The following is a 24,628-nucleotide window of genomic DNA, read 5'->3' as shown; positions in this document are numbered from 1 at the left end:
AAAAATTTCCCACTGGAATTATATCAGCTATCCCTCACCCCCCCACTCATAACTATCATTCTCCAACCCCATCAGGCTAATTACCCGGTTCACAACCGTCATGGCAAGTTCTTCGATGGTTTTAGGGAGACTGTAGAATGATGGAATGGCCGGACAAATGATACCGCCGGCCTCAGTTACCGTGGCCATATTGCGGATGTGGATGAGATTAAAAGGCGTATCGCGTGCTACCAGAATCAGTTTGCGGCGCTCTTTCAAAATCACGTCTGCGGCACGGGTAATCAAGTCGTCGCTGGTGCCGGCGGCTATGCGGCCCATGGTGCCCATAGAACAAGGAACCACCACCATGGTATCAAAACGTGCCGAGCCAGAGGCAAAGGGCGCCATAAAGTCGCTCTTGGCGTAAAATTTAAAAGGTAGCTGGTTGTAGGTATCATCACCCAGCTCATATTGCCAAACGGTACGGGCATTGTCACTCATTACCACCGCTACTTCTGCCACCTGGTTTTGCATTTGACTCAGTTGCTGTAATAGTAGCTTGGCGTAAATAGAACCGCTGGCGCCGGTAATGGCTATAACAATTTTTCTGCCCATAGTGAGAATTAAAAAGTTAAAAGTAAACAGTAAAACTTTAGCTAAAGAATAAATTTCAAGCCTGAATATGTACCAGATGTTAAATTATGCCGTTATTAACCAAAACATAGCGCAGATAACGATGATGAAAGCGAAACCCCAAAGCACAAAAAAGGGTCGATTACTTTCGTACTCGACCCTACATCTACCTATGAAAAACATACCCTATGAGAGGGCATTACAAATGTAATAAAAGTGTTTTGTTTTTTAACAAGAATTTTACGAAATTTTTAATTACCGGCTGAAAAGTTCTTTTCTATCAGCGTCTGGATAATTCCGTCTACCATACCTACGCTTGGCACATAAATGCTTTTGATGCCTGCCCACTTCAAAACACTCAGGTAAATTTCGCATGCCGGGATAATTACGTCAGCACGATCCTGATTGAGCCCCAGCACGTTAATGCGTTCTTTTAACGAAAATGAGTTAAGGTAGCTGTATAAACTTTTCAGTTTGGTGAATGACATTGGTGCGCCTTCTTTCTCCTCGGCCAAACGATACAATTTGTTAATATTGCCGCCTGTACCAATGCCAGAAAGGGTTTTAAACCTGCGTGTGTGGATGCGCAAAAACTCTTTCATCTCCTCCCAGGTCTCGTCCTTATCCTGGTTATCCAGAATACGTATGGTACCGATGTTAAATGATTGTGACGCCACCAGCTCGCCCTCAGAAAATAACGAAAGCTCGGTGCTGCCGCCGCCAACGTCTACATAAAGATAGCTTTTGCTTTTATCAATATTTTGCTCTACGTGGCTGGAGTAAATAATGTTAGCCTCGGTTTCGCCACGAACAATCTCCAGGTTAATATCTGCCTCAGTTTTAATGGTGCGCACAATATCCTGCCCATTTTGGGCCTCGCGCATGGCCGATGTGGCGCAGGCCATATAATCATTCACCCGATAAACATCCATCAGGTTTTTAAAGGCCGACATGGTTTTTACCAGATCGGCAGCTTTGCGCTCTGATATATGCTGGTTTAAAAAGGCATCATCACCCAGGCGCAGAGGTACGCGCACCAGCGTATTCTTTTTAAAGGTTACGGTTCCGTTGGTTTCTTTAATATCAGCTATCAACAGCCTGACAGCATTCGAGCCAATATCTATCGCTGCGTATCTCAATTTATTTGTTTTTGTATTTGAGGTAATTGTAAATATCTATCTGCGACCGGTTCGGCGTGTCCGAATCGGTTTTGTGGTATTTGTTGTTGTTGCTGGCGTTAATCTCGCGCGCCTTGGTATTATCCATCAACTGAATGTCGATAATCTCGCGAATCTCTTTTTTCAGATCAGGATCATAGATCGGGAAACCAACTTCTACCCTATTATCAATATTACGGGTCATGTAATCGGCAGAGGTAAGATAGATCAACTCATCACCGTCGTTACAGAAAATCAGCACACGGGCATGCTCCAGGTATTTATCTACAATGCTAATAACGGTGATGTTCTCGCTATAATCTTTCACCCCGGGCACCAGGCAACACATGCCGCGCACAATCAATTCAATTTTTACACCTGCATTACTGGCCTGGTATAGTTTAGCAATCATCTCTTCATCAGCCAAACTATTCATTTTTAACACCATGTAGGCTTCTTTACCTTCCTTGGCATTCTTCATCTCGTTATCGATCAATTTATACAAGGCAGGGCGAGAATCAATAGGCGATACAATCAGGTGCTTCAACCCGCGTGGCAACATCCCACGGTTCAGTGATTTAAACACGTTCACCAAGTCGCCGGTTAAACGGCGGCTACGGGTAAGCAGGGTATGATCGGCATAAATCTGGGCCGTTTTCTCGTTAAAGTTACCGGTTGAGAGGGCCGCATAATGCACATGCTTACCTTTCTCTACCCGGGTAACCAGGCATATTTTTGAGTGTACCTTGTAACCGGGAATACCGTAAATTACCCGTACACCACCCTCTTCCATGCGGTTACTCCAGAAAATGTTATTCTGCTCATCAAAACGGGCACGCAGCTCTACCAGGCAATTCACCTTTTTACCGTTACGGGCAGCATTAATCAACGCGTGCACTACCCTTGAGTTTTCGGCCAGGCGATAAACTGAAATGCTGATCTCTTTTACTTTTGGATCGATGGCTGCTTCGCGCAAAAAGTGGATCACATAATCAAACGACTGATATGGCGTGCTGATCAGGCAGTCCTTCTTGGCAATGGTATTCATCAAGCTTTTGCCGAACGACAAATCGTCTACCGGTAAAGCAGGATAACGGGTATACTCCAACTCCGGGCGACCGACGTTGGGGAATTTGATAAAATCTTTAAAGTTCTGGTAACGGCTGCTGGCAATCAGGCTTTCTTTATTCAAGCCCATTTTGCCTACCATATATTGCACCATATCCTCCGGCATCTCGGCGTCATATTGCAAACGCATGGGCTTACCTTTTTTGCGCTTTTGCAAGCTCTTGGCCAGGGTATCAATAAACTTCTCGCTCACCTGCTGATCCAGGTCAAGCTCTGCATCGCGGGTAAGCTGTACAGAGTAGGCCTCAATGGCATCATGATCAAAAATGAAGAAGATATCTTCGAGGTTATAACGTATAATGTCATCCAACAGGATGATGAACTTCAGGTTGTTTGTCTCAGGCAGTACCAGGAAACGCGAAAGATTGTCTGGAATTTCAATCAGCGCCAGTTTGCTCTTTCTGTTCTTGGTCAGCTTAACAAAAAAGTAAATGGCACGGTCGCGCAGTTCGGGCAGCGGCATGGCTGGGTCAAGCATAATGGGCACCAGCGTGGCCAGCAGTTTCTCGCGGAAGTAGTTTTTAACAAACACACCACGGGTAACGTTCAACTGCTTGTCATTCAGCAAAAATATCTTCTCTTCGGCCAGTTGCTTAACAATAATATTCTCATACAGGTTATTAAACTTCTGCTCCTGCTTTACCACCAGCGATTTAATCTGCGTCAGCAGCTTTTTAGGATTATAGCCCAGTACCTCTTTAGCCTTCTCGTTCAAGTTGGCTAAACGGCTCAGCGTAGCCACACGCACACGGTAAAACTCATCCAGGTTTGATGAGAAGATGGCCAGGAAACGCACACGGTCAATTAAAGGCACAGTGGGGTCGGCCGCTTCCTGCAGCACACGGTCATTAAAATAGAGCCAACTAATCTCCCTGTTAATTAGAGGTAAGCGTTGATGAGGCATAGACGAAAAGTATCGGGCGCAATGCCCATGGACAAAACTGCCAATTTATTTGTTAAGATAATATTAAGTTAATGGTTTCTTTAACATTTGTGAGTGGTTGATTGTGTTGATTGAAGTGAGTAGTTGACATTATTTTGATCAATTGAATCTGTAACTACTCACTTAATCAACTATTCACATAATCCAACTTAATCAACTACCTTTGCAAACACACAAAACCTGAAATTATGCCCTCATTTGATATTGTAAGTAAAATTGACGGCCAAACGCTGGACAATGCCATCAACAACGCCAAGAAAGAAATACTGAACCGTTTTGATTTTAACGACTCAAAAAGCACGGTTGACCTGGATAAAAAAACCAACGAGCTGACCATCGTGACTGAAAACGATATGCGCCTTAAAGCCATTACCGATTCTATCATCAGCCGTATGGTTAAGCAAGGCCTGGATGCCAACGCGCTTGACTTTGGCAAAGAGCACTATGCATCGGGCAACATGATCCGTAAAGAGATCAAAGTGAAAGAAGGTATTGATAAAGAAGTTGCCAAAAAGATAGTTAAAGCCATTAAAGACAGCGGACTGAAAGTACAGGCATCTATTATGGACGACCAGGTGCGTGTACAAGGCAAAAAGATTGATGATCTGCAGGCCGTGATAGCCGTGTGCCGTAAAGACGATTTTGGCCAACCACTGCAATACATTAACATGCGCGCCTGATACCATTTTAGCAGGCATCAACCTCAAAAGATAAGAGAGCGGCAAAGTGTTAAAAACTTTGCCGCTCTTTTTTTATGCGTGTATAAAAATGCTTTATATTTGCAGCAATCGTTTCATTTCTATCTGCTAAATGCGGCCCTGTATAGCCGTGCACCACAGCAAGCTCAATTAAAACCAAATCTGGTACTCATTTTAATTCTGCCGTAATGAAACTTGTATTTATTGAAATTTCAGGGCTACTTGCCTTACTGATTGCCCCCCTGTTCGCATCCATCAAACCAAAGAAAAAAGCTGTAGTTGTTATCAAACACACGGATATTGAACTTTCTGAATATGCCGTTAATGAATATGGCGTACTCGAACACATCCATCAACCAGAAACCTCCCGCCGCGAGGATTAATTCTATAAAGCAAAGGGGCAGGTAATATCTTACCTGCCCCTTTGCTTTAACGTGTTTGCCGGTTACTGAGAATCTACCAAAACCACCTTCAAACCAAACGCGGCTGTTGGCGCCGTAATGGTGCTGGTACCATTTGAGTTTTGGATATCAATCTCTAATGACCCTATGGTGTGCGAAAAGCTATACGCCACACCCTGATAAACCTCAGGAAACTGCTCCCAGGTGTTATTACCAAAGTTACCATAAACCAGCACAGCTCCGTTCTGATTGAAATAGCCGTCAATCTCTGGCATGTTAACAGTGGCAGAATAAGTCTTGCCGCCGTCTGTTGTTTTCCATGCGTTGGGTGGCACTGTAGTCAGGATGGTTTGATTGGGTGTAACCTCATATTTTTTGGTACACGATGTTGTAATGATGGCGATGAAAGCGATCAGGATGGTCAATGTTTTTTTCATAGTTGTTATGTTTGCTTTTGCTTATAGAGTGTTTTTCGGATCAAAAGTTTAACCGATCTGTTACGTCTATTTTACTTTAAACTGAAAACCAGTCTCATTATTTTAAATCTAACTTTTGAGGCAGGATTTAGTTTTGTTTATTGAAAAGAAACAGCGCGCGTGCCTATATTTATGTATGCGCAACCTAATCACATTCTTCATCTTATTTTTACCGGCATTAGCCCTGGCACAATCGCAGGCCATCAGCGGCAGGGTATTAAATATGGCAAACGATAAACCTGTAGCCGGAGCAACCGTTTTTTTGGATAATACCATCGTAGGTATCAGCACTGGCGATGACGGCACCTTTGTGCTCAACAACGTTAGGAACGGGCAGTACAACATTACGGTTTCCTGTGTTGGTTTTGAGAGCCATCGTCAGGCTATTCAGTTTAATGATCTGGCTATCAATACCGGTGATATTAAGCTCATGCCAAAAGTAACAGCGCTAAAAGAGGTGAGCGTTAAATATGACCCGGACCGCGATAGGCACCTAGGTATGTTTATAAAAGATTTTCTGGGCAGCACTGATAACGCCAGGCAATGCAAAATAAAAAACCCGGAAATACTTGACCTTGATTTTGACAAGAAAAAGAATATTCTGAACGCCAGTACCGATAACTTTTTAGATATAGACAATAAAGCGCTGGGCTACACCCTCCACTACCAGATCAGTAAATTCACCCTTAACTATAAAACCCAACAGCTATATTACGAAGGCAGCTTACACTTTGAGCCTATGCACGGCAGCGAAAGTGATGAGAAACGGTGGAAAAAAGCTCGTCTAAAAGCCTATACAGGCTCTAACATGCATTTCCTGCGGTCTTGCATCAGTAATAAGGTTGATGATGAAAAATTTACTGTGCGACGCATTATTCGCCGCCCTAATGATGAGCGCCCGCCCGACAGCCTGATCAAGGCTAGACTGAAGCAGCTCTTTCCTCCCGGACGTAACAATGTTTATGTAACGCTTACTGATTCCATGCGCTACTGGATTAACAAGAGAGATTTGCCGCTTTATAAGGATGAATTGGTAAAAATGCCGCTCGTTCTTAACGAATATTACAAGCATACCACCATGCCCGGCGTTTATCAGTTTAATTGTAAAGACCTGCTGATGATCAGCTACAATAAAGACAGCGACCGCAGCACCACGCTCGCCTTTAGCAAACCATCTTATTTTGATGATAACGGCGTTATTATCAACCCCACCAGCGTAGTAAACGAAGGCTACTGGGGCGAGCAGCGTGTGGCTAATATGCTGCCTTTTGATTATGATCCGAGAAGCCAGGATTGAACGGATTTATAAGATTTATAGCTTGCCATTTATAGCGAAAAAAAGAATCGCCAGCCATTCTTGAATCCTTGATTAGCAACTAAATCAAATCCTGAAAATCCTAAACGGGGAAGCTCTCTTGAGAGCCTTTAAAGATCAATACCTCCCGAAAAATACTGATTCCACAAAAAAACGCGCCCCGGTTTTTACCGGGGCGCGTTTCATTATATTAAAACTAACCTCTTTTCTGTTGTTAGTTCAACGGACCGTCATTAGGCTTGGTATCGCTTACCGCGCTCTCGCCTGATGATTTTACGTTGATCTTGATCTCGCTGGTTTCCTTGTCATAGTCTACCTCCATGGTATCACCTTCAACCAGTTCGCCTTTCAGAATTTCCTCAGCAATCGGATCTTCGAGGTATTTCTGAATAGCGCGTTTCAGCGGACGGGCACCAAACTGTGAGTCATAACCTTTCTCGGCAATAAACTCTTTGGCATTGAGGGTAAGCTCAATTTTGTAGCCCAACGTATTAACACGGCCAAACAGTGCTGAAAGCTCGATATCGATAATTTTGAAGATATCTTCTTTGCTCAGCGAGTTAAACACAATCACATCATCAATACGGTTCAGGAACTCAGGAGCGAAAGCACGTTTCAGCGCGTTTTCAATCACGCCACGAGAGTGTGCATCAGCCTGAGTATTTTTAGCCGAGGTACTGAAACCTACACCCTGACCGAAATCTTTCAACTGGCGTGCGCCAATGTTAGAGGTCATGATGATGATGGCATTGCGAAAGTCAACCTTGCGACCTAACGAGTCAGTCAGCTGACCTTCGTCCAGCACCTGTAACAGGATGTTAAACACATCAGGGTGAGCTTTCTCAATCTCGTCCAGCAATACTACAGCGTATGGTTTACGGCGAACCTTTTCGGTCAGCTGGCCACCTTCTTCGTAACCAACGTAGCCCGGAGGCGCACCAACCAGGCGCGATACCGCAAATTTTTCCATATACTCGCTCATGTCAATCTGAATCAGCGCATCTTCGCTGTCAAACATAAAGCGGGCCAGTTCTTTTGCCAGTTCTGTTTTACCAACCCCGGTTGGACCAAGGAAGATAAACGAGCCGATTGGCTTTTTAGGATCTTTCAAACCGGCACGGGTACGTTGGATGGCTTTGGTCAATTTCTTGATCGCATCCTCCTGACCGATGATTTTACCCTGGATATTTTCAGACATGTGCAGCAGTTTCTGGCTATCAGCCTGGCCTACTTTCTGTACCGGGATACCGGTCATCATGGCCACCACTTCGGCAACATTGTCTTCAGTTACAGTGTAACGTTTGCTCTTGGTTTCTGCTTCCCAAACCGCTTTGGCTTGTTCCAGCTCTTCCAGCAAATGTTTCTCGGTGTCGCGCAGTTTAGCAGCTTCTTCATACTTCTGGCTGCGCACCACTTTGTTTTTCTCAATTTTGATCTGTTCAATCTTCTGCTCAATATCCAGAATATCTTGCGGTACGTGGATATTGGTTAAGTGAACGCGAGAGCCTGATTCGTCCAGCGCATCAATCGCCTTGTCCGGTAAAAACCTGTCGGTAATGTAACGGGTGGTTAAGGTTACGCAGGCATTAATAGCCTCTGGTGTATAAGTTACGCCATGGTGCTCTTCATATTTCTCTTTAATACGATTCAGTATCTCGATGGTTTCTTCTGGCGAAGCAGGTTCAACCATTACTTTCTGGAAACGACGATCCAAAGCGCCATCTTTCTCAATGTACTGACGATACTCATCTAAAGTAGTTGCGCCAATGCATTGGATTTCGCCCCTGGCTAATGCAGGTTTGAACATGTTAGAGGCATCAAGCGAACCTGATGCACCGCCCGCACCCACAATAGTATGGATCTCGTCGATGAACAGAATTACGTCTGGCGATTTTTCCAGCTCGTTCATCACAGCTTTCATCCTTTCCTCAAACTGGCCACGGTATTTGGTACCGGCAACCAGGCTGGCCAGATCTAAAGTAACCACGCGCTTGTTAAACAAAACGCGGCTCACTTTACGTTGCACAATGCGCAGGGCCAAACCTTCGGCAATGGCACTTTTACCAACACCCGGCTCGCCAATCAGGATAGGGTTGTTCTTTTTACGACGAGACAGGATTTGCGACACGCGCTCAATCTCTTTCTCACGGCCAACAATCGGATCCAGACGGCCTTCTTCGGCAGCCTTGGTCAAATCGCGACCAAAGTTATCCAGCACCGGAGTTTTTGATTTGATGTCTGATACCTTTTTAGGCTGGCTAAATGATTCTTCTTCTTTAAAATCGTCATCGCCGCCGGTTGATGAACCAGGCATTTCGTCAGTTATGCCGTTGCGTTGTGCGTCAACCTCTTGTTTAAAGATGTCGTAGTTAACGTTAAACTGCAGCAATAACTGCGAAGCTATGTTATCTTCATCGCGCAGGATAGACAGCAGCAGGTGCTCTGTACCTATCACATCGCTCTTAAAAATCTTTGCCTCCAGGTAAGTAATTTTTAAAACTTTTTCGGCTTGTTTGGTTAACGGAATGCTGCCAATATGCACGTTAGTGCCGGTGGTGCCTTTTACCGCATCCTCCACTGCACGACGCAGACGGGCGGTATCTACGTTTAAACCTTTCAGTAATTTGATGGCCACGCCGTCGCCATCGCGGATGAGCCCGAGCAATAAGTGTTCGGTACCAATGTAGTCATGCCCGAGGCGCAAGGCCTCCTCTCTGCTATATGATATAACGTCTTTTACCCGTGGCGAAAATTTAGCTTCCATATAATACCTTTCAATATTTATTGAACGCCCTAATCTAATAATTAGTTTTACTGGATAAGGGCATTCTGTTACGTAATTTTTATCAACAATATTGCCAAGTTTCCCGGCATGATTAAAACAGACAATCCGATGATGTTTATACCGTCAATGCAGCCTAAATACGGGCTTTTTATCTGGTTAAACAATAGTAACATATATAAAGTTACCAATTATCTGCCATCAAATACCTAACCTTTTGATAATATTTACTTTAAATAGTTTAAAGGGGTTGCCAGCCCTCCCAAAAACCGACAAACGGCAGACAAATCGTCATTATTTGCGCCATAAGGGCAGGGATGGGGTTTAAAGATTAAAGATCGACGATTAAAGATGAGTTGAGGTATTGATGCCCTAATGGGGACTTTTTTCTGCATATACGAACCGTAGAGCCACATATTTGTGGCTCCCACGAGGACAGGCAAGGCGATAACCAATGACAGGGCTATCCCTCAGAAGCCACAAATATGTGGCTCTACGGATTGAATTTTAATCTCCAAATCCCCTACCTTTGCCCCACTAATACAAAAACCTACATGGCCGACGAAAAAATAATTTTCTCTATGGCCGGCGTAAACAAGATTTACCCGCCGCAAAAACAAGTTTTAAAAAATATATACCTGTCGTTTTTCTATGGCGCTAAAATTGGCGTTATCGGTTTGAACGGTTCAGGTAAATCATCGCTGTTAAAAATTATTGCCGGGCTGGATAAAAGCTATCAGGGCGAGGTTGTTTTCTCGCCGGGCTATTCAGTAGGCATCCTATCGCAAGAGCCGGAGCTTGATCCTAACAAAACCGTGCGCGAGGTGGTAGAAGAAGGCGTTGCCGAGATTACCGCCATCCTGAAAGAGTACGAAGAGATCAACGAGAAATTTGGCCTGGAAGAAGTTTACAGCGACCCTGATGCCATGGATAAACTGATGGCACGCCAGGGCGAACTGCAAGATAAGATTGATGCCGTGAACGCCTGGGAACTGGATAGCAAACTGGAACGCGCCATGGACGCACTGCGCTGCCCTGACCCGGAAACTAGCATCTCTGTACTTTCTGGTGGTGAACGCCGCCGTGTGGCATTGTGCCGCCTGCTACTGCAACAGCCTGACGTATTACTGCTGGATGAGCCTACCAACCACCTGGACGCCGAGTCTATCGACTGGCTGGAGCAGCACCTGAAACAATATGAAGGCACCGTTATTGCCGTAACGCACGACCGTTACTTCCTTGACAATGTGGCCGGCTGGATACTGGAGCTGGATCGCGGCGAGGGTATTCCATGGAAAGGTAATTACTCATCATGGTTGGACCAGAAAGCTAAACGTCTGGCTCAAGAAGAAAAAACCGAAAGCAAGCGCCAGAAAACACTAGAACGCGAGCTGGAATGGGTGCGTATGGCGCCAAAAGCCCGTCATGCCAAATCAAAGGCCCGTCTGTCAAACTATGAGAAACTGGCATCTGAGGACGGACGCGAAAGAGAAGAAAAACTGGAGCTGTTCATTCCACCGGGCCCGCGTTTGGGCAATGTGGTAATTGAAGCCAATAACGTAACCAAAGCTTATGGCGACAGAATTTTGTTCGAAAACCTGAGCTTCAGCTTGCCACCGGCAGGTATCGTGGGCATCATTGGCCCGAACGGTGCCGGTAAAACTACCTTGTTCCGTTTGATTACCGGTCAGGAACACGCTGATGAAGGTACTTTCCGCGTGGGTGATACCGTGGCACTGGGCTACGTTGACCAGATGCACGATGACCTGGACCCCGATAAATCTGTTTGGGAAAACATTACCGGCGGTACCGATAATATTATGGTAGGCAACCGCCCTATCAACTCGCGTGCCTATGTATCGCGCTTCAACTTTAACGGTGCAGATCAGCAAAAGAAGGTAAACGTACTATCAGGCGGTGAGCGTAACCGTGTGCACTTGGCTATCACCCTCAAAAAAGGATCAAACGTACTGCTGCTGGATGAGCCTACCAACGATATCGACGTAAACACCCTCCGCTCGCTGGAAGAAGCACTGGAAAATTTTGGCGGCTGTGCGGTAGTGATCAGTCACGACCGTTGGTTCCTCGATCGTATTTGTACCCACATCCTGGCTTTTGAAGGCAACTCACAAGTTTACTTCTTCGAAGGCAACTACAGCGATTACGAAGAAAACCGCAAAAAACGCCTGGGCGACGCTACACCGCACCGCATCAGGTATAAAAAGCTGGTAGAATAATTTTGATTTCGGAATTGGGATTTTCGATTTCGAATTTAAATTTTCCTCCCATAAACAGAAGAGGCGCCGATGGCGCCTCTTCTGTTTATCCCATCTCGCAGTCGCTCGGCTCCTGCCGAACGACTTCAAAAGCAAATGGCCCGGAAATTCCGGGCCATTTGCTTTTATATTCAGACAAGAATACGTTCGAAATTGAACATTCGAACTCCAGAAATCTACCAGATCTTCACCCTGTCCTTCTCTGCACGATACATCTTATCACCTGGTTTAATACCAAAGGCATCATAAAATGCAGGCATATTAGAGAGCGGACCATTTACACGGTACATCTCTGGGGAGTGCGGATCCACTTGGGTGCGCATGCGCATGGTTTCATCGGTATTCTTAATACGCCATACTTGTGCAAACGACAGGAAGAAACGCTGATCTGGTGTCAGGCCGTCAATTTTGGTATTGCCTTTACCTTGCTCAGTGTTTTTGAAGGCCTGGTAAGCAATGGCTAAGCCACCAATATCGGCAATGTTTTCGCCCAGGGTAAGGCTGCCGTTTACGTGCACATCGTTCAGCACAACATATTTATTGTACTGGTCTACCACCATCTGGGTTTTAGCTTTGAACTTGGTGTTGTCTTCTGGGGTCCACCACATTTTCAGGTTACCTACCTTGTCATACTGGCTGCCCTGATCGTCAAAACCATGGGTCATCTCGTGACCGATAACTGCACCAATAGCACCGTAGTTAATGGCATCGTCAGCATCTTTATCAAAGAACGGGAACTGCAGGATACCGGCAGGGAACACAATCTCATTAGATAGCGGGTTATAATAAGCATTAACTGTTGGCGGTGTCATCCCCCACTCAGATCTGTCAACCGGTTTGTTCACCTTTTTCAGCTCCTCAAAATAGTTATGCTTTGACACAGATTGCATGTCAGCATAGAAGTCGTTTTTGCTGATCTCTACATCATCATATTTCTTCCATTTGTCTGGGTAGCCTATCTTTTTGGTAAAGGCTGCCAGTTTTTCTTCGGCTTTTTGCTTAGTGGCCGAACTCATCCAATCCAGTTTTTCAATACGGTCTTTGTACACGCTTTGCAGGTTGTTCACCAGGTCAAGCATACGTTTTTTGGCATCAGGTGTAAAGTACTTTTCAACATATAGCTGCCCCAGCAATTCACCCAGGCTACTATCAGTCAACTTAGCCATTTGCTTCCATCTGTCCTGCTGTTTTTTCTGGCCGTTCAGCGTTTTGTTATAGAAATTAAAATGCGCTTCGCGGAAATCTTTACTCAAATAACTGGCAGATGTGCTGATGGCGTTAAACTTCAGCTCAGCCTTCCAAACGTCAATCGGCTGGCTTTTCAGCAACTGATCAAGCGCCACGTAATACTTCGGCTGACCAACCAACACGGTGTCGGTTTTAATCTCCATCAAATCAAACAGGTGTTTCAGGTCCAGATCAGGCACCTGTTTCTGCAGGTCTGTTACGGTAAATTTATGGTAGTTGGCCTGCGGGTCGCGCAATTCAACCGGTGTAGAGTGCGATTTGGCAATCTCGGTTTCCAGTTTCAAAACCGCATCGGCATTTTTGGCAGCGGTGGCCGCATCAGAACCAGTCAGCGTGAACAGTTTGGCAATATAATCGGTAAATGCTTTCCTGATTTTTAACGAAACTGAGTCTGTTTTAAAGTAATAAGATTTCTCTGGCAAGCTGGTGCCTGCCTGGGTAAACTGTGCCAGGTTTTTGCTGCTGTTCTTATCATCCGGAGCAACATAAAAACCAATCAGGTACCCATCACCATCTTTAAATGATGAAGCGGCGTAATCAATCAGTTCTTTATAATCTTTCAATCCGTCAATTTTGGCAAGCGTAGCTTTAATTGGGTCATAACCGGCTTTATCTATCGCTGCGGTATCCATACCGGCAGCATACAAGTCACCAACCTTTTGCTCCAGGCTACCTTTGTCATGACTACCTGCCGATACCTGGTCCAGTATCTTATGCAGGTTTTTCAGGTTATCGTCATTCAAGGTATAAAAAGAGCCCCATCCTCTTTCAGACGGCGGGATCTGCGTTTTCTTTAACCAGGCGCCGCTGGCATACATAAAAAAGTTATCGCCGGGCTTTACGGTGGTGTCCATACCGGTCTTGTCAAAAAACACAGTACGTTTAGGAACGTCAGACGAGCTGTCGCCGCTTTGACTCCCCTTACAACCAGCCGCAATAACAGCCGGCAAAGCCAGCCACAAGTAGTTGGATAGTTTCATGATAATTAAATTGTTTGTTTGGTAAATATAGGCTCTGCCGCCTTAGAAACGGCAAAACACCACCCAATATAAAATAACCTGTTGACAATCACCAGTATGTTAACAAATAAATTACCCTGAAATTACGTTTATAAAATAGTTTATCGCTTATTTTTATAGACCTGTTACCGCAGGTCATATATCTGTTTAACCTAAAAGCAATTTTATGACCTGGAGAAAATTCAGCGGAGAGGTAATCCAAACTCCCATCATCGAGGAAGTAGAAAGAGCTATTGAGCGCGAAAGCGCCCTTGGCAACAAGCTAAAAGTTTGCATCGGCACAGACTCACAGGTGAAAGGCGACCATACCGATTTTGCCACAGTAATCGTCTTTCTGCGCGAGCAACGCGGCGGCTTTATGTTTATCCACCAGGAACGCTCAACACAAAAAATGAGCATTAAAGAACGCATGCTGTCGGAAGTGCAAAAGTCAATCGACATCTCTTACCGCCTGTGCGATTTGTTGGACCTTTACGATGTGGACCTGGAGGTACATGCCGACATTAACACCAACCCAATGTTCAAATCAAACCAGGCTTTGCATGAGGCTATGGGCTATATTTTGAGTATGGGCTTTGTGTTTAAGGCCAAGCCAGAGGCATTTGCCAGCTCTTGCTGCGCCAACAAAATGGTGCAGTAGTACGCGCGTGGCGCGCGTTAATGGTGAGTGGTGAATAACGCTTATGTTCATCGCTCTACACACCTCCGTGGTGAGGTGTGGTTGAGATTGTCTCCCCTATTTTTTCCGTCTGAACCAGTCTTCAATAAGACTTACGGCCTTCTGGAAACTTCGTAAGCCTCCTATCTTCAGCGTCATGCCGGACGATCCAAACATCACATCTGTTATCTAAAAACGTTTGTACATAAACAAAGATGAGAATACCACATTTTATTTACTAAAAACTCCATCAGAACCCATATAACTATTACATTAGTTGTATGAAGCTTTTAATAGCAGGGTATCTTTCCAGCTTACTCTTTTTTACGCAGTGTCATTCTCGCAACCCGCAATCTGGACATTCGGCATTTGACAGTATTACCGCACGCTATTCTGTGTGGCTGGATAAGAAAAACACCACGCTATACAAAGTCAGTGATTCACTTACATTACAAGGCATCAAACTAAAAATACTCCGGGGCCCAATTGCCGACAACTGCGATCAATTGATCGTGTTCTCAAACAACCAGACCAGCACACTACTTCCCGTAGATTGCAATAATGAAACGTACTGGCTATCTACTGATTCTTTAAAAAAACTTGGCAAAGATACTACCGGTTGCTTTGAATACGGATTAAATCAAGTCCTTGCCAAATTCAACATACAGCGACGTGATCAGACATTTAAGCTAACTGATAGCATATTTAAACATTTGTTGCATGCTAACACCCTATCTCATACACAGGTTATTCATGATCTTAACACCTATGAAAGCAAATTAAAAACGTCATCTTATCCTATGCGTGATCGTGATGTTGATTTATATCGCAATTGGAAAACTATTGCTAATAATTATACTTTAAAGGATAAGAATACGGTGTACCGTGCAATGTCCGTTTTACGTATTTTTCAAATTACCCAAATCGATCAAAAAAGTAACGGCGAGATATTTATCCATATTAAAAGCTACAAGATACCTTATCTCTTATTCGCCTAAAAACCAAGATACTTAGAAAACCAACAAGCTACATAATGGGTTATTGCTTATAAAAATTCCTTATTAGTATTAATGAAAACATACCTGCTTACCTGGCAACAGGATATTCCTATCAGCGTGGCCGAGGCCTGGGAGTTTTTCCGGTCGCCGTTGAACCTGGCTAAGATTACGCCAGACAACGTGAAGTTTAAAGTAACATCGCCCTACACTGCCCACACCCAAATGTATCCAGGTATGATTATCACTTACAAAATCTCCCCCTTCCTGGGTGTTGAAATGGATTGGATGACCGAGATTACCCACGTACAGGATCAGCAATATTTTGTAGACGAGCAGCGCTTTGGCCCCTATGCCCTGTGGCACCATCAGCATCACTTTGAGGCCATCCCCGGTGGTACCCGCATGCGCGATATTCTAAACTACGCCATACCATACGGACCAATTGGCCGACTAGCCAATAATTTATTTGTAGAGAAACAGATACGGCAAATTTTTGAGTTTAGGGAAGAGGCGATCAGGAAGATGTTTCCCCCAGCTCCCTAAAGGGGGAGTTATAATTGCAGTCGCTCGGCTGGAGCCGAGTGGTCTTTGGGAAGAGTTAAATCCCCTCTTGAGAGGGGGCGCGTTGAATGTGCGGTTGCAGGGGTGTGTCATTTCGCACGTATAAGGACACACCCCTCCGCCCCTCTCAAGAGGGGAATCGCACAACTCCAAAGCTTCCTTCTAAGTTAATTAACGCCACAAAATACTGTATGAAAGCTACTTACGCAAAACTTCATTTCCCCTCTTGAGAGGGGATGCACAAAAGAGCCCAACAGCACTACCTTTCATTGGGGTGTGTCCTTCCAACAACCGTGAGCGCTTTCATATTCCTCAATATAATGCTCTATCACACGCAATAGATTCGCCATATCCTTTCTCACTTGCATCTCAGAAAACCGCAATACGGTCAAATTATATGCCCGCAGCTCTTCATCACGAACAGCATCCAGCTCTAATATATCGTCATGATAAAGGCCATCTAATTCGATAACCAATTCAAGCTCGCTGCAGTAAAAATCAACAATATAATTTAATAGCGGTTTCTGCCGATGAAAATCATAGCCGAGCTTTTGGGCTTTTAATTCTTGCCACAATAATACTTCGCCTGGAGTACTTTCATTGCGGAGTTTCCTGGCCAGCTCTTTTAGATGTTGATTATAAGGAATGATTTTTCTTTGCACCGTGTCTTAGCATGACGAATGACACACCCCTAACCCCTCTCTAGAGGGGAATTATACTGGCGAGCTTTGTTTTTGACCCGAAGCCTACAACTTAAATATCGACTGCACCGAGCCTCCGTATCCCTGCCCTGTATTGCGCCCTGTAAAGGTATAGAAGCCAGAGAGAAACACCGAGAACCGCCTTGTAAAAGTATGACCGTAATTAAGGGCACCCTTGGTGAAGCGATAATCGCGGTTTACGGCCAGGTTGGGATTAAATGATTTGTTGATACTATAGGAGTTCTGTCCGCTCAGCTCCACACTCATCTGGTTGCGGCGGCCAAGCGGCACGCCCATTGACGCGGTATAGATAATCACATTCGGCCCTTGGTCTGCAAAATAACGACGATAGCCTACTTCCAGGTTGTAGTAACCTTTTAGCCAGCTTTTATCTATGGCACCGCTGTACATCAGCTTCAGCTCGGCTCCATACGAGGCATAGCCCAGCGCCACCGTCTTGGTAGTATCATACAGCGGAATAATAGCCGAACCCATTACCGACAGGAAACTGGTATAACCAAAGTTGAACAGATTGTAGCTTAAACCGGCCTGCAAATCGCCCAAACCCTGGCTGTTTTGTTTTACCAGGTTATTTGAACCATCGCGATAGGCGCTGTACTGCATGGGGTAAAGCACATTCACAATGGCGTCTAAGCGACGGGTGATGCCGTAACCAGCATACAAGCCAAACGAGTAGCTGGTAAAACCGGCACCGGGTTTACCTTTGATCTTGTCACCGTTCTGATCCCACGTATCTTTTGATGTATAGTAGTTAAAAGACGGGATCACAAGATTGCGGTACTTGCCTATTGGCCAGCCGGCACGCGCGGTATTAACCGTTGATACCATGCTGATGAGTATTAATAAAAATAGATAGATCTTTTTCATTTATGCAACAGGATTATGGCACACGCAGCTTTTCGCGCAACCAGTTGTTTTGAAACATGAAGTAGTTAAAGTTCACCTCGTGCGTGGAGTTGGCTACTGTAATGTACTCTTTATCTTTAGTACCCAAATGATTATACATGCTCATGCTACTACGCGGCGGGCAGTACAAATCCAGCAAACCTATACCCATCAGCACAGGGCATTTTACCATTGGGGCAAAGTTTTGCGGGTCGTAATAGTCAAACACTTTGTAAAACTCATCCCAGGTATAGCCAGGGTGCGAGTCATGGTATTTCCGAAACATTTTGAATGGGAACACCTGCACATCATAGGTAGCTGAAACAGCGTAGGTATCGCGAATATCTGAGTATAGTGGAACCTGTACGGTCAAAGCCTTTACGCGTTTATCCAATGCGGCCACCATTATGCCCAGTGCACCACCCTGGCTACCGCCTTCAACAAATATGCGGGTAGTATCTATTTTCAGTTTAGGGTGCGAGGCCAGGAAATCCAGTCCGCGGATACAGTCCATATATGCGCCGCGGTAAATGTAGTTATCGCGGTCTTCCAGCCCGTGAGTGGAATAGATATCGGTATTCAATTTGATGCTGTCCTGGCTGTTTCCGCTGCCACGTACGTTCAAGTCAAACGCCACAAAATCGTCGGCATCCATATTGGGGTGCATTTCCACACCATAGCCAGGCACACGGTAATGGACCGGCAACCTCCTGCCAAAAGTAGGCACAACCAACCAACCGCGAATCAGGTAGTTCTGGTACGAGCGCATCTCTACCAGGTAAACAGTTTTGTATTTGGTAGATAAGTCTTTACGTTCAATTACTTTGTATTGTGGTGGCACTTTCTTCAACTCGACCAACGTACCTTTCCAGAATGCTTCAAAATCATCAGGGCGGTGCAGCTCGCTATGTAACTTTAACGGACTAACACCAAAAACGCGCTTCACCGTATCATCATACGATGTAAAGTTGAAACGCATGTTCAAGCGGTAAAAACCGGCCTTCTGGTGCGGCAGTGTGATGTTGTAACTATCGCTTGAGTTATGGGTCAAGTGCACCGGCAAGCTATGGGTAGAAATAAGTTTATTTTCATCCGTTAGCAGATCATAGCTCAGCTTGCCGTCCTGCGTTTCCTTGTAAGTGCTTTTTACTTTTATCTTGTAGCCGATGTCGTCATCGTCGTTAAAAATCGCGTTTTTATTACGCGGATCAACTTCTATGTAAACCTCGTCTTCATGCTCTTCGTCTTTCTTGCCTTCCTGTGCAAAACAGGCGTTCAGGTTCAACCCGTTGAGCCACAAAAACCCTGTTGTAATAAATAGCAGCAGCGCTTTATATCTTTTAAACATTCCGTTTTTCTTATTTAAACTGATAGCTAATCTGTGTTTACTTACAATATCTTCTAATCTGTTCCTGCGCTTCTTTCATCCCCAGATCAAACGCCTTCTTAAAATCGGCACAGGCTGATGACGTGTTAGCGCCCGATACTTTTAATAATCCGCGATGCAGGTAAGCCGGTGCATACCTGGCATCCAGCGCAATGGCCTTATCAAAATCCTGCGCGGCAGTTAAATCGCGGGTATTAAACTTGGCCTGTCCACGCAAATCATACACGCGTGCGTTGTTAGGCTGACGTTTAATAGCATCGGCAAAATCGGCATTCATGCGATCTTTAAAATCAGGCAAAAAGCTTTCTACATAGCCGCGCGAGGCAACCACCTTATCATTTTTCAAGTTGATGAACAGCGCGGTGTTATAATCGCTCAGTGCATTGCGGTAGTCTTTCTTTTCCAGGTACAGGTTGCCGCGAATGAAATAAGCTTCGTCATCATTCTCATTAATCAGCAGCGCTTTGTTTACATCCTGCAGGGAAGCGTCATAGTTCTTTAGCTGTAATTGCAGGCTGGCGCGTTGGGCCAATGCCTTACCCGATACTGCATCCATGTCAATGGCATGGTTAAAATCTGTCAGTGCACCCTGCTCATTACCGGTATGCTGTTTGGCAATACCCCGGTTAATATAATAGCCACTTTCTGTTGGTTTTTTTGAGAGCAGAAAATCATACACAGGCAAAACATCAGCATAAAACTCCGCATCCAGCATTTCTTGTCCGGCGCGGCTGTACATGCTTACATTGCCTTTATCCATAGTCAAAGCCTTGTTATAATCCTGCAAACTACCTGTCCTATCGCCGGCCATTAAACGGGCCGCGCCACGTTTCAAGTAAGTTTCGGCATTACCACTGTTAATGCGCAGAGCCTTATCATAATCAGCCAGTGCATCCGGGTATTTTTTCATGATGGTGCGGATATCTCCGCGAACTACCAGGCCGTAATCATTAGTTGGATTAATTTTTATGGATTGATCTGCATCAGCCAAAGCTTTAACGGTGTCTTTTAATTTCAGAAGCACACGTGCCCGACTCAAGTAGGCATAACTGTTTTTGGGGTCAAGAATGATGGCCGTGTCGGCATCGCCTTTGGCACCGTCGTAATCTTTCAGATCATAACGCAGATCGGCACGGGTTTGATAGGCATCAGCGTTTTTGGGATTCAGCTTGATTGATTTATTAAAATCAGTCATCGCCGCATCCTGATCGCCCAGGTTATTTTTAACGATGCCATCGTACAGGTAGATCTCTGCATTGTTTGGATCGCGCTTCAATGCATCGGTAAAATAGCTGGCTGCCGAACCGATATTGGAGCCATGACTCAACGCATTGGCCAGATATTTATAAATATTTGGCAAACGCGGATTGATGCTGATAGCTGTTTTAAAATCGGCAATGGCGGCATCATATTGTTTCAGGTTAGCCTCGGCATTGGCACAATAAAAAAAGGCGTCGGCATTGCGCGGATTCAATGTTGTTGCACGTTTATAATCGGCAATGGCACCGGGAAAATCGCCCAAGCTGGCTTTTGAGTTGGCACGATAGAAAACGAGATCTGAATTATTGGGTTGTAAACGCGCAGCCACATCATAATCTGCAATGGCTCCCTGATGATTGCCCTGGTTGGCTTTGGCCACGCCGCGGTACTCGTACAGATCAGCATTATTGGGCGACATCTTGATTGCTGTATTAAAATCGGCAATAGCGCCATCGTAATCACCTGCGTCGCTTTTAGCATTGGCCCGATAGTGATACATTTCTGCCGTTGGCGTATTCATGGCCATGGCGTGATCAAAATCATCAATGGCATCTGTCGGTTCATGATTGGCCGCATGGGCGTTACCACGGTAAAACCAGGCCATTACATAGTTAGGGTTCAGCTCGATAGAACGGGTAAAATCAGAGATGGCGTTCCGGTAATCTTTCAGGTTACTGTAGGCATTGGCGCGATAATAATAAATGCGCGAGTTATTGCCGTCCAGTTGAATGGCGCGGCTAAAATCGGCAATGGCACCGGTATAATTCTTCTCGCCGGCTTTGGCGTTGCCGCTTTGAATCAGCGCTTCTGAGTTTTGCGCAAGTGCATAAAAAGGCAGCAGAAAGAGGACAAGTAAAATCGTTTTCATATAAAGCAGACGACCACCCTCGGGGTCGCTTTTTTTAATCAATTTTGATGCCGGGCAGTTGGCTTAATCAAAAAGCCCGACTTGCGTATGGCATGGTTAAGCGGCTCCTCTATAAATTTAAACAAAAATATAGAGATGGCATTAAGCACAATAAAAGCATAAACCAGGTTAACCTGATCATTCTCAAACGGCGATTTCCAATCTACCCCCCAATTACCATACAGGTCAAAAACCCGCTCGTTTAGCCAGTCCCACGCGTGATGCAAAAAGCCATACATATACCCTAAATGGATCAGGTAAAAAATGTAAGATGCCTTACCCAACAACTCTACAAATGGCATTGATAAAACGCTTTTTACAGCGGTCTGCTCGGTAAGCAAACCATAAAAGAACAGGCCAATGGCCGACGAAATTAAATAGTTATTGAGCACAATACCCACCGGATGCTGCAAGCCGGCAATCCATCCTTGCGGGATAGGTAACATAGCCATCACCAGCACAAAAACAAAGATGAGCCCAAACCCGATGTAGGTAAACGATACGTTATTTTTCCGCGTAAACCCACGTTTTAACAACCACAGTGCCAGCTGTATGCCCACAAAAAACTCAAAGCAGCGGCCCAGGAAGGTGTACAGCATCATAAACGTAAAGTTGCCAAAAAAGCCCCACCAGTTAACATGCCTGAAAATCAAAACCAGCAGTACGCCGGTAAGCGTAATGATTACCGGTTGCACGTAAAACTTTTTGTATTTAATGGCGATATAGAAAATGATGGGGGCCGAAAAATAGAAACATTCCTCAACCGTTAAACTCCAGCCCTGCGCTATACCTGTGTCCCAAAGCTGGTAGAAGAAACCTCGGGCAAAAAAGATATTCATAAAGTACAATCCTACCGGCGAGGGGTAGTTTTTGGTGATGCTGGTATCGTGCGTAAAATAGTAATAGATAAATGCCCCGGTGGTCAGCAAAAAGTACATGGGGTAGATGCGGGCCACACGATTTTTGACGTATTGCCTGAACCACTTACCGCTTAACTGAAAGTTATGATAATAACGATAAGTTATCAGAAAGCCCGATAGCACAAAGAAAACGGTAACACCGATGTGGAATTCGTGGAAAAAACGCCTCAACCATTGGGGAAAACCTTCATCAAACACATAATCATAGTGCGAGATGAACACCAGGTAAGCCGCTAAAGCGCGTACCCCTGTAAGCACCGGAAAATAGTTAGACTGGCCCCTTTGTGACAAAACGTGTTAAATAGATAGTTGACAGGCTAAAAATAGCAAAAACGAAGCCAAGGAGGGTGAAAGTTGTAAGAAATCTTGAACCAGGATTAAACGGATTTATGGGATTTTCAGGATACCTGCCATATCAATTATAGGATGTCCATTAAATACAGGTCATGCCGAACTTGTTTCGCCCCCCCATAGGACGTGATAATAGTCATGCACTAACCTTGCATGCGGGATCCCGAAACAAGTTCGGGGTGACCTAAATCAAATCCTGTAAATCCTAGAAACGGCGAAGCCCTCTTGAGTGCCAAAAAAATATCAATTCACGATAAATCCGTTAAATCCAGGTTCATCATAGCGCCGATCCCTGCACTACCCCCCTATCCAAAATCGTTTTATCAATAAAATACTGGATCTCTGATTTTTTCAGTCCCCAGTTAGGGGCAATGAGCAGTTCCCAGTCGCTGATGCCGAACAGGCGCTGAATCACTACATCCGGACGAACAAGTGGTAGCAGTTCGCACAAGAAATCAGTATACTCTGGCAGGCTAAATAGCTTGAATGGTTCGCGTTTATATTTTACGCCCATTACTGAGCCTTCTACAATATGCAGGTGATGGAATTTTACGAACTTGATTTGGGGGTGGCGATTAATCTCATCGGCATATTTCAGCATCATCTCCTTGGTTTCCCAGGGGAAGCCGAAGATGGTGTGTACACAAATGTCCAGTTTGCTGTTCTCTACCAGTTTCAGGGCGCGCAGCAGGTCTTCGTGCATGCAGCCGCGGTTAATCTGCGTCAGGGTATCGTTATAGATACTTTCCATGCCCATCTCCAGATCCACATCAAAGCGGTCGGTATAGCTTTCCAGCAGGGCGATTTTCTCGGCATCGATACAATCGGGACGGGTACCTACAGACAGGCCCACAATATCTTCAGTATTAACGCTCAACGCCTCGTCATACAGCATTTTGAGGTAATGTGCCGGCGCGTAAGTATTGGTATTGGGTTGAAAATAGATGATAAACTTATCGGCCTTGTTGCCTTTGCGGGCACGTTCCATGCCCATCAGCACCTGCTCGCGCAGCGTAGGCTGATCGCGCGCTACCGATGGGGTAAATGAATCGACATTGCAATAGGTGCAGCCGCCATAGCCTTTGGAGCCATCGCGGTTAGGACAGGTAAAGCCGCCGTCTACAATCACCTTGAACACGCGCATGCCCTTATATTTCTCGCGCAGCCACGGCCCGTAATTGTTATAACCCTTCTCCCACTGTACTGCTGCCGAATTAGTTAACATCATTTGGCAAAGATAGGGATTTTGATGTGCGAATGTGCAGATGGTGATTTAATGATATCGCGTTTACTATCTCAATTCATTTGCATATCTGCACATTAATTACAAATTGCCCGGTGGCCGCTGCGTGGTCTGTGTCTGACCGGCAGTATGGCTTAGCACCGCCAGGTTACCCTTATCATCCCGATACAGGCGATACTCATCACCTTTATAAGTATTTACATAGGTTTCGTGATAGCCAGTCAGATATTCGGTACGATCAACTTTTATGGGATAAGTCGTTACCGTATTGCCGTCTGGCGCTGTGGCTTCTGATGGCTGGGCTTGTTGATAACGATCAATCTTTACCTTGTAGTTTACATAACCACCTGAGCGGGCGGTTTGCGCCAGTTGTTTATCAAAAAACTGATAGATCTCAAAATCGCTTGGGCTGCTTTCGCTTTTGTTTAATGAACACGCGGTCAGACATATGGTCAGCAACAGGGCTGCTTTTATAGGTATCTGCTTAAATCTCATGTTTCCAAATTTAACCAATGGTCTATTTTCAAGCGAATACTTGCCTACAACGACGCGTTGTTTAACAAACAATGTAAGAGTATTGCTTTTCAAATACCATCATGTCATGCTGAGGTACGAAGCATCTCTGAAGCAAATCAGCGCGACCTGCCCTCAGAGATACTTCGCTATCGCTCAGTATGACAT

General features: G+C 45.0%; 20 protein-coding genes. 7 read left to right on the top strand and 13 right to left on the bottom strand.

From position 1 onward, the window contains the following. Positions 1–27 precede the first annotated feature (27 nt). From ABZR88_RS04855 to ppk1, 3 genes are all read right to left on the bottom strand, one after another. Positions 28–594, bottom strand: coding sequence for a UbiX family flavin prenyltransferase (locus ABZR88_RS04855; RefSeq protein WP_107831202.1), 567 nt, complete (start codon positions 592–594; stop codon positions 28–30). Positions 595–863: 269 nt separating this feature from the next. Continuing rightward, positions 864–1,751: an exopolyphosphatase gene (locus ABZR88_RS04850; protein WP_107831200.1), complete on the bottom strand. Its 888-nt coding sequence runs from the start codon at positions 1,749–1,751 to the stop codon at positions 864–866. Position 1,752: 1 nt separating this feature from the next. Next, complete coding sequence (gene ppk1, locus ABZR88_RS04845; protein WP_107831198.1) at positions 1,753–3,801, bottom strand: polyphosphate kinase 1; 2,049 nt, start codon at positions 3,799–3,801, stop codon at positions 1,753–1,755. A 227-nt stretch (positions 3,802–4,028) separates the two neighbouring features. On the opposite strand from ppk1, the gene ABZR88_RS04840 reads away from it, so the two are divergent. Both ABZR88_RS04840 and ABZR88_RS04835 read left to right on the top strand, forming a co-directional pair. After that, the gene (locus ABZR88_RS04840) at positions 4,029–4,520 is read left to right on the top strand and encodes a YajQ family cyclic di-GMP-binding protein (RefSeq protein ID WP_107831196.1); all 492 of its coding nucleotides are present in this window, start codon (positions 4,029–4,031) and stop codon (positions 4,518–4,520) included. A 206-nt stretch (positions 4,521–4,726) separates the two neighbouring features. Next, positions 4,727–4,921 (top strand): hypothetical protein, encoded by a 195-nt coding sequence (locus ABZR88_RS04835; RefSeq protein ID WP_107831194.1) that lies wholly within the window; start codon positions 4,727–4,729, stop codon positions 4,919–4,921. Positions 4,922–4,983: 62 nt separating this feature from the next. Here ABZR88_RS04835 and ABZR88_RS04830 read toward each other — a convergent pair whose 3' ends face one another. Then, positions 4,984–5,376, bottom strand: coding sequence for a hypothetical protein (locus ABZR88_RS04830; protein ID WP_107831192.1), 393 nt, complete (start codon positions 5,374–5,376; stop codon positions 4,984–4,986). A gap of 175 nt (positions 5,377–5,551) precedes the next feature. Here ABZR88_RS04830 and ABZR88_RS04825 point away from each other — a divergent pair, with 175 nt between their 5' ends. Next, a complete protein-coding gene (locus ABZR88_RS04825; RefSeq protein ID WP_107831190.1) occupies positions 5,552–6,712 on the top strand; it encodes a carboxypeptidase-like regulatory domain-containing protein in 1,161 nt (386 codons plus the stop codon). A gap of 232 nt (positions 6,713–6,944) precedes the next feature. Here ABZR88_RS04825 and ABZR88_RS04820 read toward each other — a convergent pair whose 3' ends face one another. Continuing rightward, positions 6,945–9,494: an ATP-dependent Clp protease ATP-binding subunit gene (locus ABZR88_RS04820; protein WP_107831188.1), complete on the bottom strand. Its 2,550-nt coding sequence runs from the start codon at positions 9,492–9,494 to the stop codon at positions 6,945–6,947. 572 nt (positions 9,495–10,066) lie between these two features. On the opposite strand from ABZR88_RS04820, the gene ettA reads away from it, so the two are divergent. Then, the gene (ettA, locus tag ABZR88_RS04815; protein ID WP_107831186.1) at positions 10,067–11,749 is read left to right on the top strand and encodes an energy-dependent translational throttle protein EttA; all 1,683 of its coding nucleotides are present in this window, start codon (positions 10,067–10,069) and stop codon (positions 11,747–11,749) included. A 215-nt stretch (positions 11,750–11,964) separates the two neighbouring features. On the opposite strand, the gene ABZR88_RS04810 is transcribed toward ettA, so the two are convergent. Continuing rightward, positions 11,965–14,016, bottom strand: a complete 2,052-nt coding sequence (locus ABZR88_RS04810; protein WP_107831184.1) for a M13 family metallopeptidase — start codon at positions 14,014–14,016, stop codon at positions 11,965–11,967. A 205-nt stretch (positions 14,017–14,221) separates the two neighbouring features. Here ABZR88_RS04810 and ABZR88_RS04805 point away from each other — a divergent pair, with 205 nt between their 5' ends. The 3 genes from ABZR88_RS04805 to ABZR88_RS04795 all read left to right on the top strand — a co-directional run bounded on the left by ABZR88_RS04805 (position 14,222) and on the right by ABZR88_RS04795 (position 16,254). Continuing rightward, positions 14,222–14,695, top strand: a complete 474-nt coding sequence (locus ABZR88_RS04805; protein WP_107831182.1) for a ribonuclease H-like YkuK family protein — start codon at positions 14,222–14,224, stop codon at positions 14,693–14,695. A gap of 299 nt (positions 14,696–14,994) precedes the next feature. Further along, entirely contained in the window at positions 14,995–15,711 is a 717-nt protein-coding gene (locus ABZR88_RS04800) for a hypothetical protein (RefSeq protein ID WP_146166607.1), read from the top strand. Between the two features lie 72 nt (positions 15,712–15,783). Then, positions 15,784–16,254, top strand: a complete 471-nt coding sequence (locus ABZR88_RS04795) for an SRPBCC family protein (protein ID WP_107831178.1) — start codon at positions 15,784–15,786, stop codon at positions 16,252–16,254. A gap of 284 nt (positions 16,255–16,538) precedes the next feature. Here ABZR88_RS04795 and ABZR88_RS04790 read toward each other — a convergent pair whose 3' ends face one another. The 7 genes from ABZR88_RS04790 to ABZR88_RS04760 all read right to left on the bottom strand — a co-directional run bounded on the left by ABZR88_RS04790 (position 16,539) and on the right by ABZR88_RS04760 (position 24,442). Continuing rightward, a complete protein-coding gene (locus tag ABZR88_RS04790) occupies positions 16,539–16,934 on the bottom strand; it encodes an endonuclease domain-containing protein (RefSeq protein WP_107831176.1) in 396 nt (131 codons plus the stop codon). An 84-nt stretch (positions 16,935–17,018) separates the two neighbouring features. Next, positions 17,019–17,861, bottom strand: coding sequence for a transporter (locus tag ABZR88_RS04785; protein WP_146166606.1), 843 nt, complete (start codon positions 17,859–17,861; stop codon positions 17,019–17,021). A 13-nt stretch (positions 17,862–17,874) separates the two neighbouring features. After that, positions 17,875–19,227 (bottom strand): acetylxylan esterase, encoded by a 1,353-nt coding sequence (locus ABZR88_RS04780; protein WP_107831172.1) that lies wholly within the window; start codon positions 19,225–19,227, stop codon positions 17,875–17,877. 37 nt (positions 19,228–19,264) lie between these two features. After that, positions 19,265–21,394, bottom strand: coding sequence for a tetratricopeptide repeat protein (locus ABZR88_RS04775; protein WP_146166605.1), 2,130 nt, complete (start codon positions 21,392–21,394; stop codon positions 19,265–19,267). A 38-nt stretch (positions 21,395–21,432) separates the two neighbouring features. Next, positions 21,433–22,644, bottom strand: a complete 1,212-nt coding sequence (locus tag ABZR88_RS04770) for an acyltransferase (protein WP_107831168.1) — start codon at positions 22,642–22,644, stop codon at positions 21,433–21,435. A 337-nt stretch (positions 22,645–22,981) separates the two neighbouring features. Next, entirely contained in the window at positions 22,982–23,932 is a 951-nt protein-coding gene (locus ABZR88_RS04765; RefSeq protein WP_245917113.1) for a TIGR01212 family radical SAM protein, read from the bottom strand. Positions 23,933–24,028: 96 nt separating this feature from the next. Next, complete coding sequence (locus ABZR88_RS04760; protein WP_107831166.1) at positions 24,029–24,442, bottom strand: hypothetical protein; 414 nt, start codon at positions 24,440–24,442, stop codon at positions 24,029–24,031. Positions 24,443–24,628 lie beyond the last annotated feature (186 nt).

It is taken from the genome of Mucilaginibacter yixingensis (assembly GCF_041080815.1).
Lineage (GTDB): Bacteria > Bacteroidota > Bacteroidia > Sphingobacteriales > Sphingobacteriaceae > Mucilaginibacter > Mucilaginibacter yixingensis.
Note: the sequence above shows the minus strand (reverse complement) of the source record. Positions and strands in the feature narration are given on the sequence as shown.

What these genes read in the sequence shown, in the direction of transcription:
- ABZR88_RS04825 (WP_107831190.1), top strand. Translation starts at nt 5,552, where the DNA reads ATGCGCAACCTAATCACATTCTTCATCTTATTTTTACCGGCATTAGCC.
- ABZR88_RS04795 (WP_107831178.1), top strand. Translation starts at nt 15,784, where the DNA reads ATGAAAACATACCTGCTTACCTGGCAACAGGATATTCCTATCAGCGTG.
- ABZR88_RS04810 (WP_107831184.1), bottom strand. Translation starts at nt 14,016, where the DNA reads ATGAAACTATCCAACTACTTGTGGCTGGCTTTGCCGGCTGTTATTGCG.
- ABZR88_RS04775 (WP_146166605.1), bottom strand. Translation starts at nt 21,394, where the DNA reads ATGAAAACGATTTTACTTGTCCTCTTTCTGCTGCCTTTTTATGCACTT.
- ABZR88_RS04805 (WP_107831182.1), top strand. Translation starts at nt 14,222, where the DNA reads ATGACCTGGAGAAAATTCAGCGGAGAGGTAATCCAAACTCCCATCATC.
- ABZR88_RS04800 (WP_146166607.1), top strand. Translation starts at nt 14,995, where the DNA reads ATGAAGCTTTTAATAGCAGGGTATCTTTCCAGCTTACTCTTTTTTACG.
- ABZR88_RS04855 (WP_107831202.1), bottom strand. Translation starts at nt 594, where the DNA reads ATGGGCAGAAAAATTGTTATAGCCATTACCGGCGCCAGCGGTTCTATT.
- ettA (WP_107831186.1), top strand. Translation starts at nt 10,067, where the DNA reads ATGGCCGACGAAAAAATAATTTTCTCTATGGCCGGCGTAAACAAGATT.
- ABZR88_RS04820 (WP_107831188.1), bottom strand. Translation starts at nt 9,494, where the DNA reads ATGGAAGCTAAATTTTCGCCACGGGTAAAAGACGTTATATCATATAGC.
- ABZR88_RS04780 (WP_107831172.1), bottom strand. Translation starts at nt 19,227, where the DNA reads ATGTTTAAAAGATATAAAGCGCTGCTGCTATTTATTACAACAGGGTTT.
- ABZR88_RS04830 (WP_107831192.1), bottom strand. Translation starts at nt 5,376, where the DNA reads ATGAAAAAAACATTGACCATCCTGATCGCTTTCATCGCCATCATTACA.
- ABZR88_RS04840 (WP_107831196.1), top strand. Translation starts at nt 4,029, where the DNA reads ATGCCCTCATTTGATATTGTAAGTAAAATTGACGGCCAAACGCTGGAC.
- ABZR88_RS04765 (WP_245917113.1), bottom strand. Translation starts at nt 23,932, where the DNA reads ATGATGTTAACTAATTCGGCAGCAGTACAGTGGGAGAAGGGTTATAAC.
- ABZR88_RS04785 (WP_146166606.1), bottom strand. Translation starts at nt 17,861, where the DNA reads ATGAAAAAGATCTATCTATTTTTATTAATACTCATCAGCATGGTATCA.
- ppk1 (WP_107831198.1), bottom strand. Translation starts at nt 3,801, where the DNA reads ATGCCTCATCAACGCTTACCTCTAATTAACAGGGAGATTAGTTGGCTC.
- ABZR88_RS04760 (WP_107831166.1), bottom strand. Translation starts at nt 24,442, where the DNA reads ATGAGATTTAAGCAGATACCTATAAAAGCAGCCCTGTTGCTGACCATA.
- ABZR88_RS04835 (WP_107831194.1), top strand. Translation starts at nt 4,727, where the DNA reads ATGAAACTTGTATTTATTGAAATTTCAGGGCTACTTGCCTTACTGATT.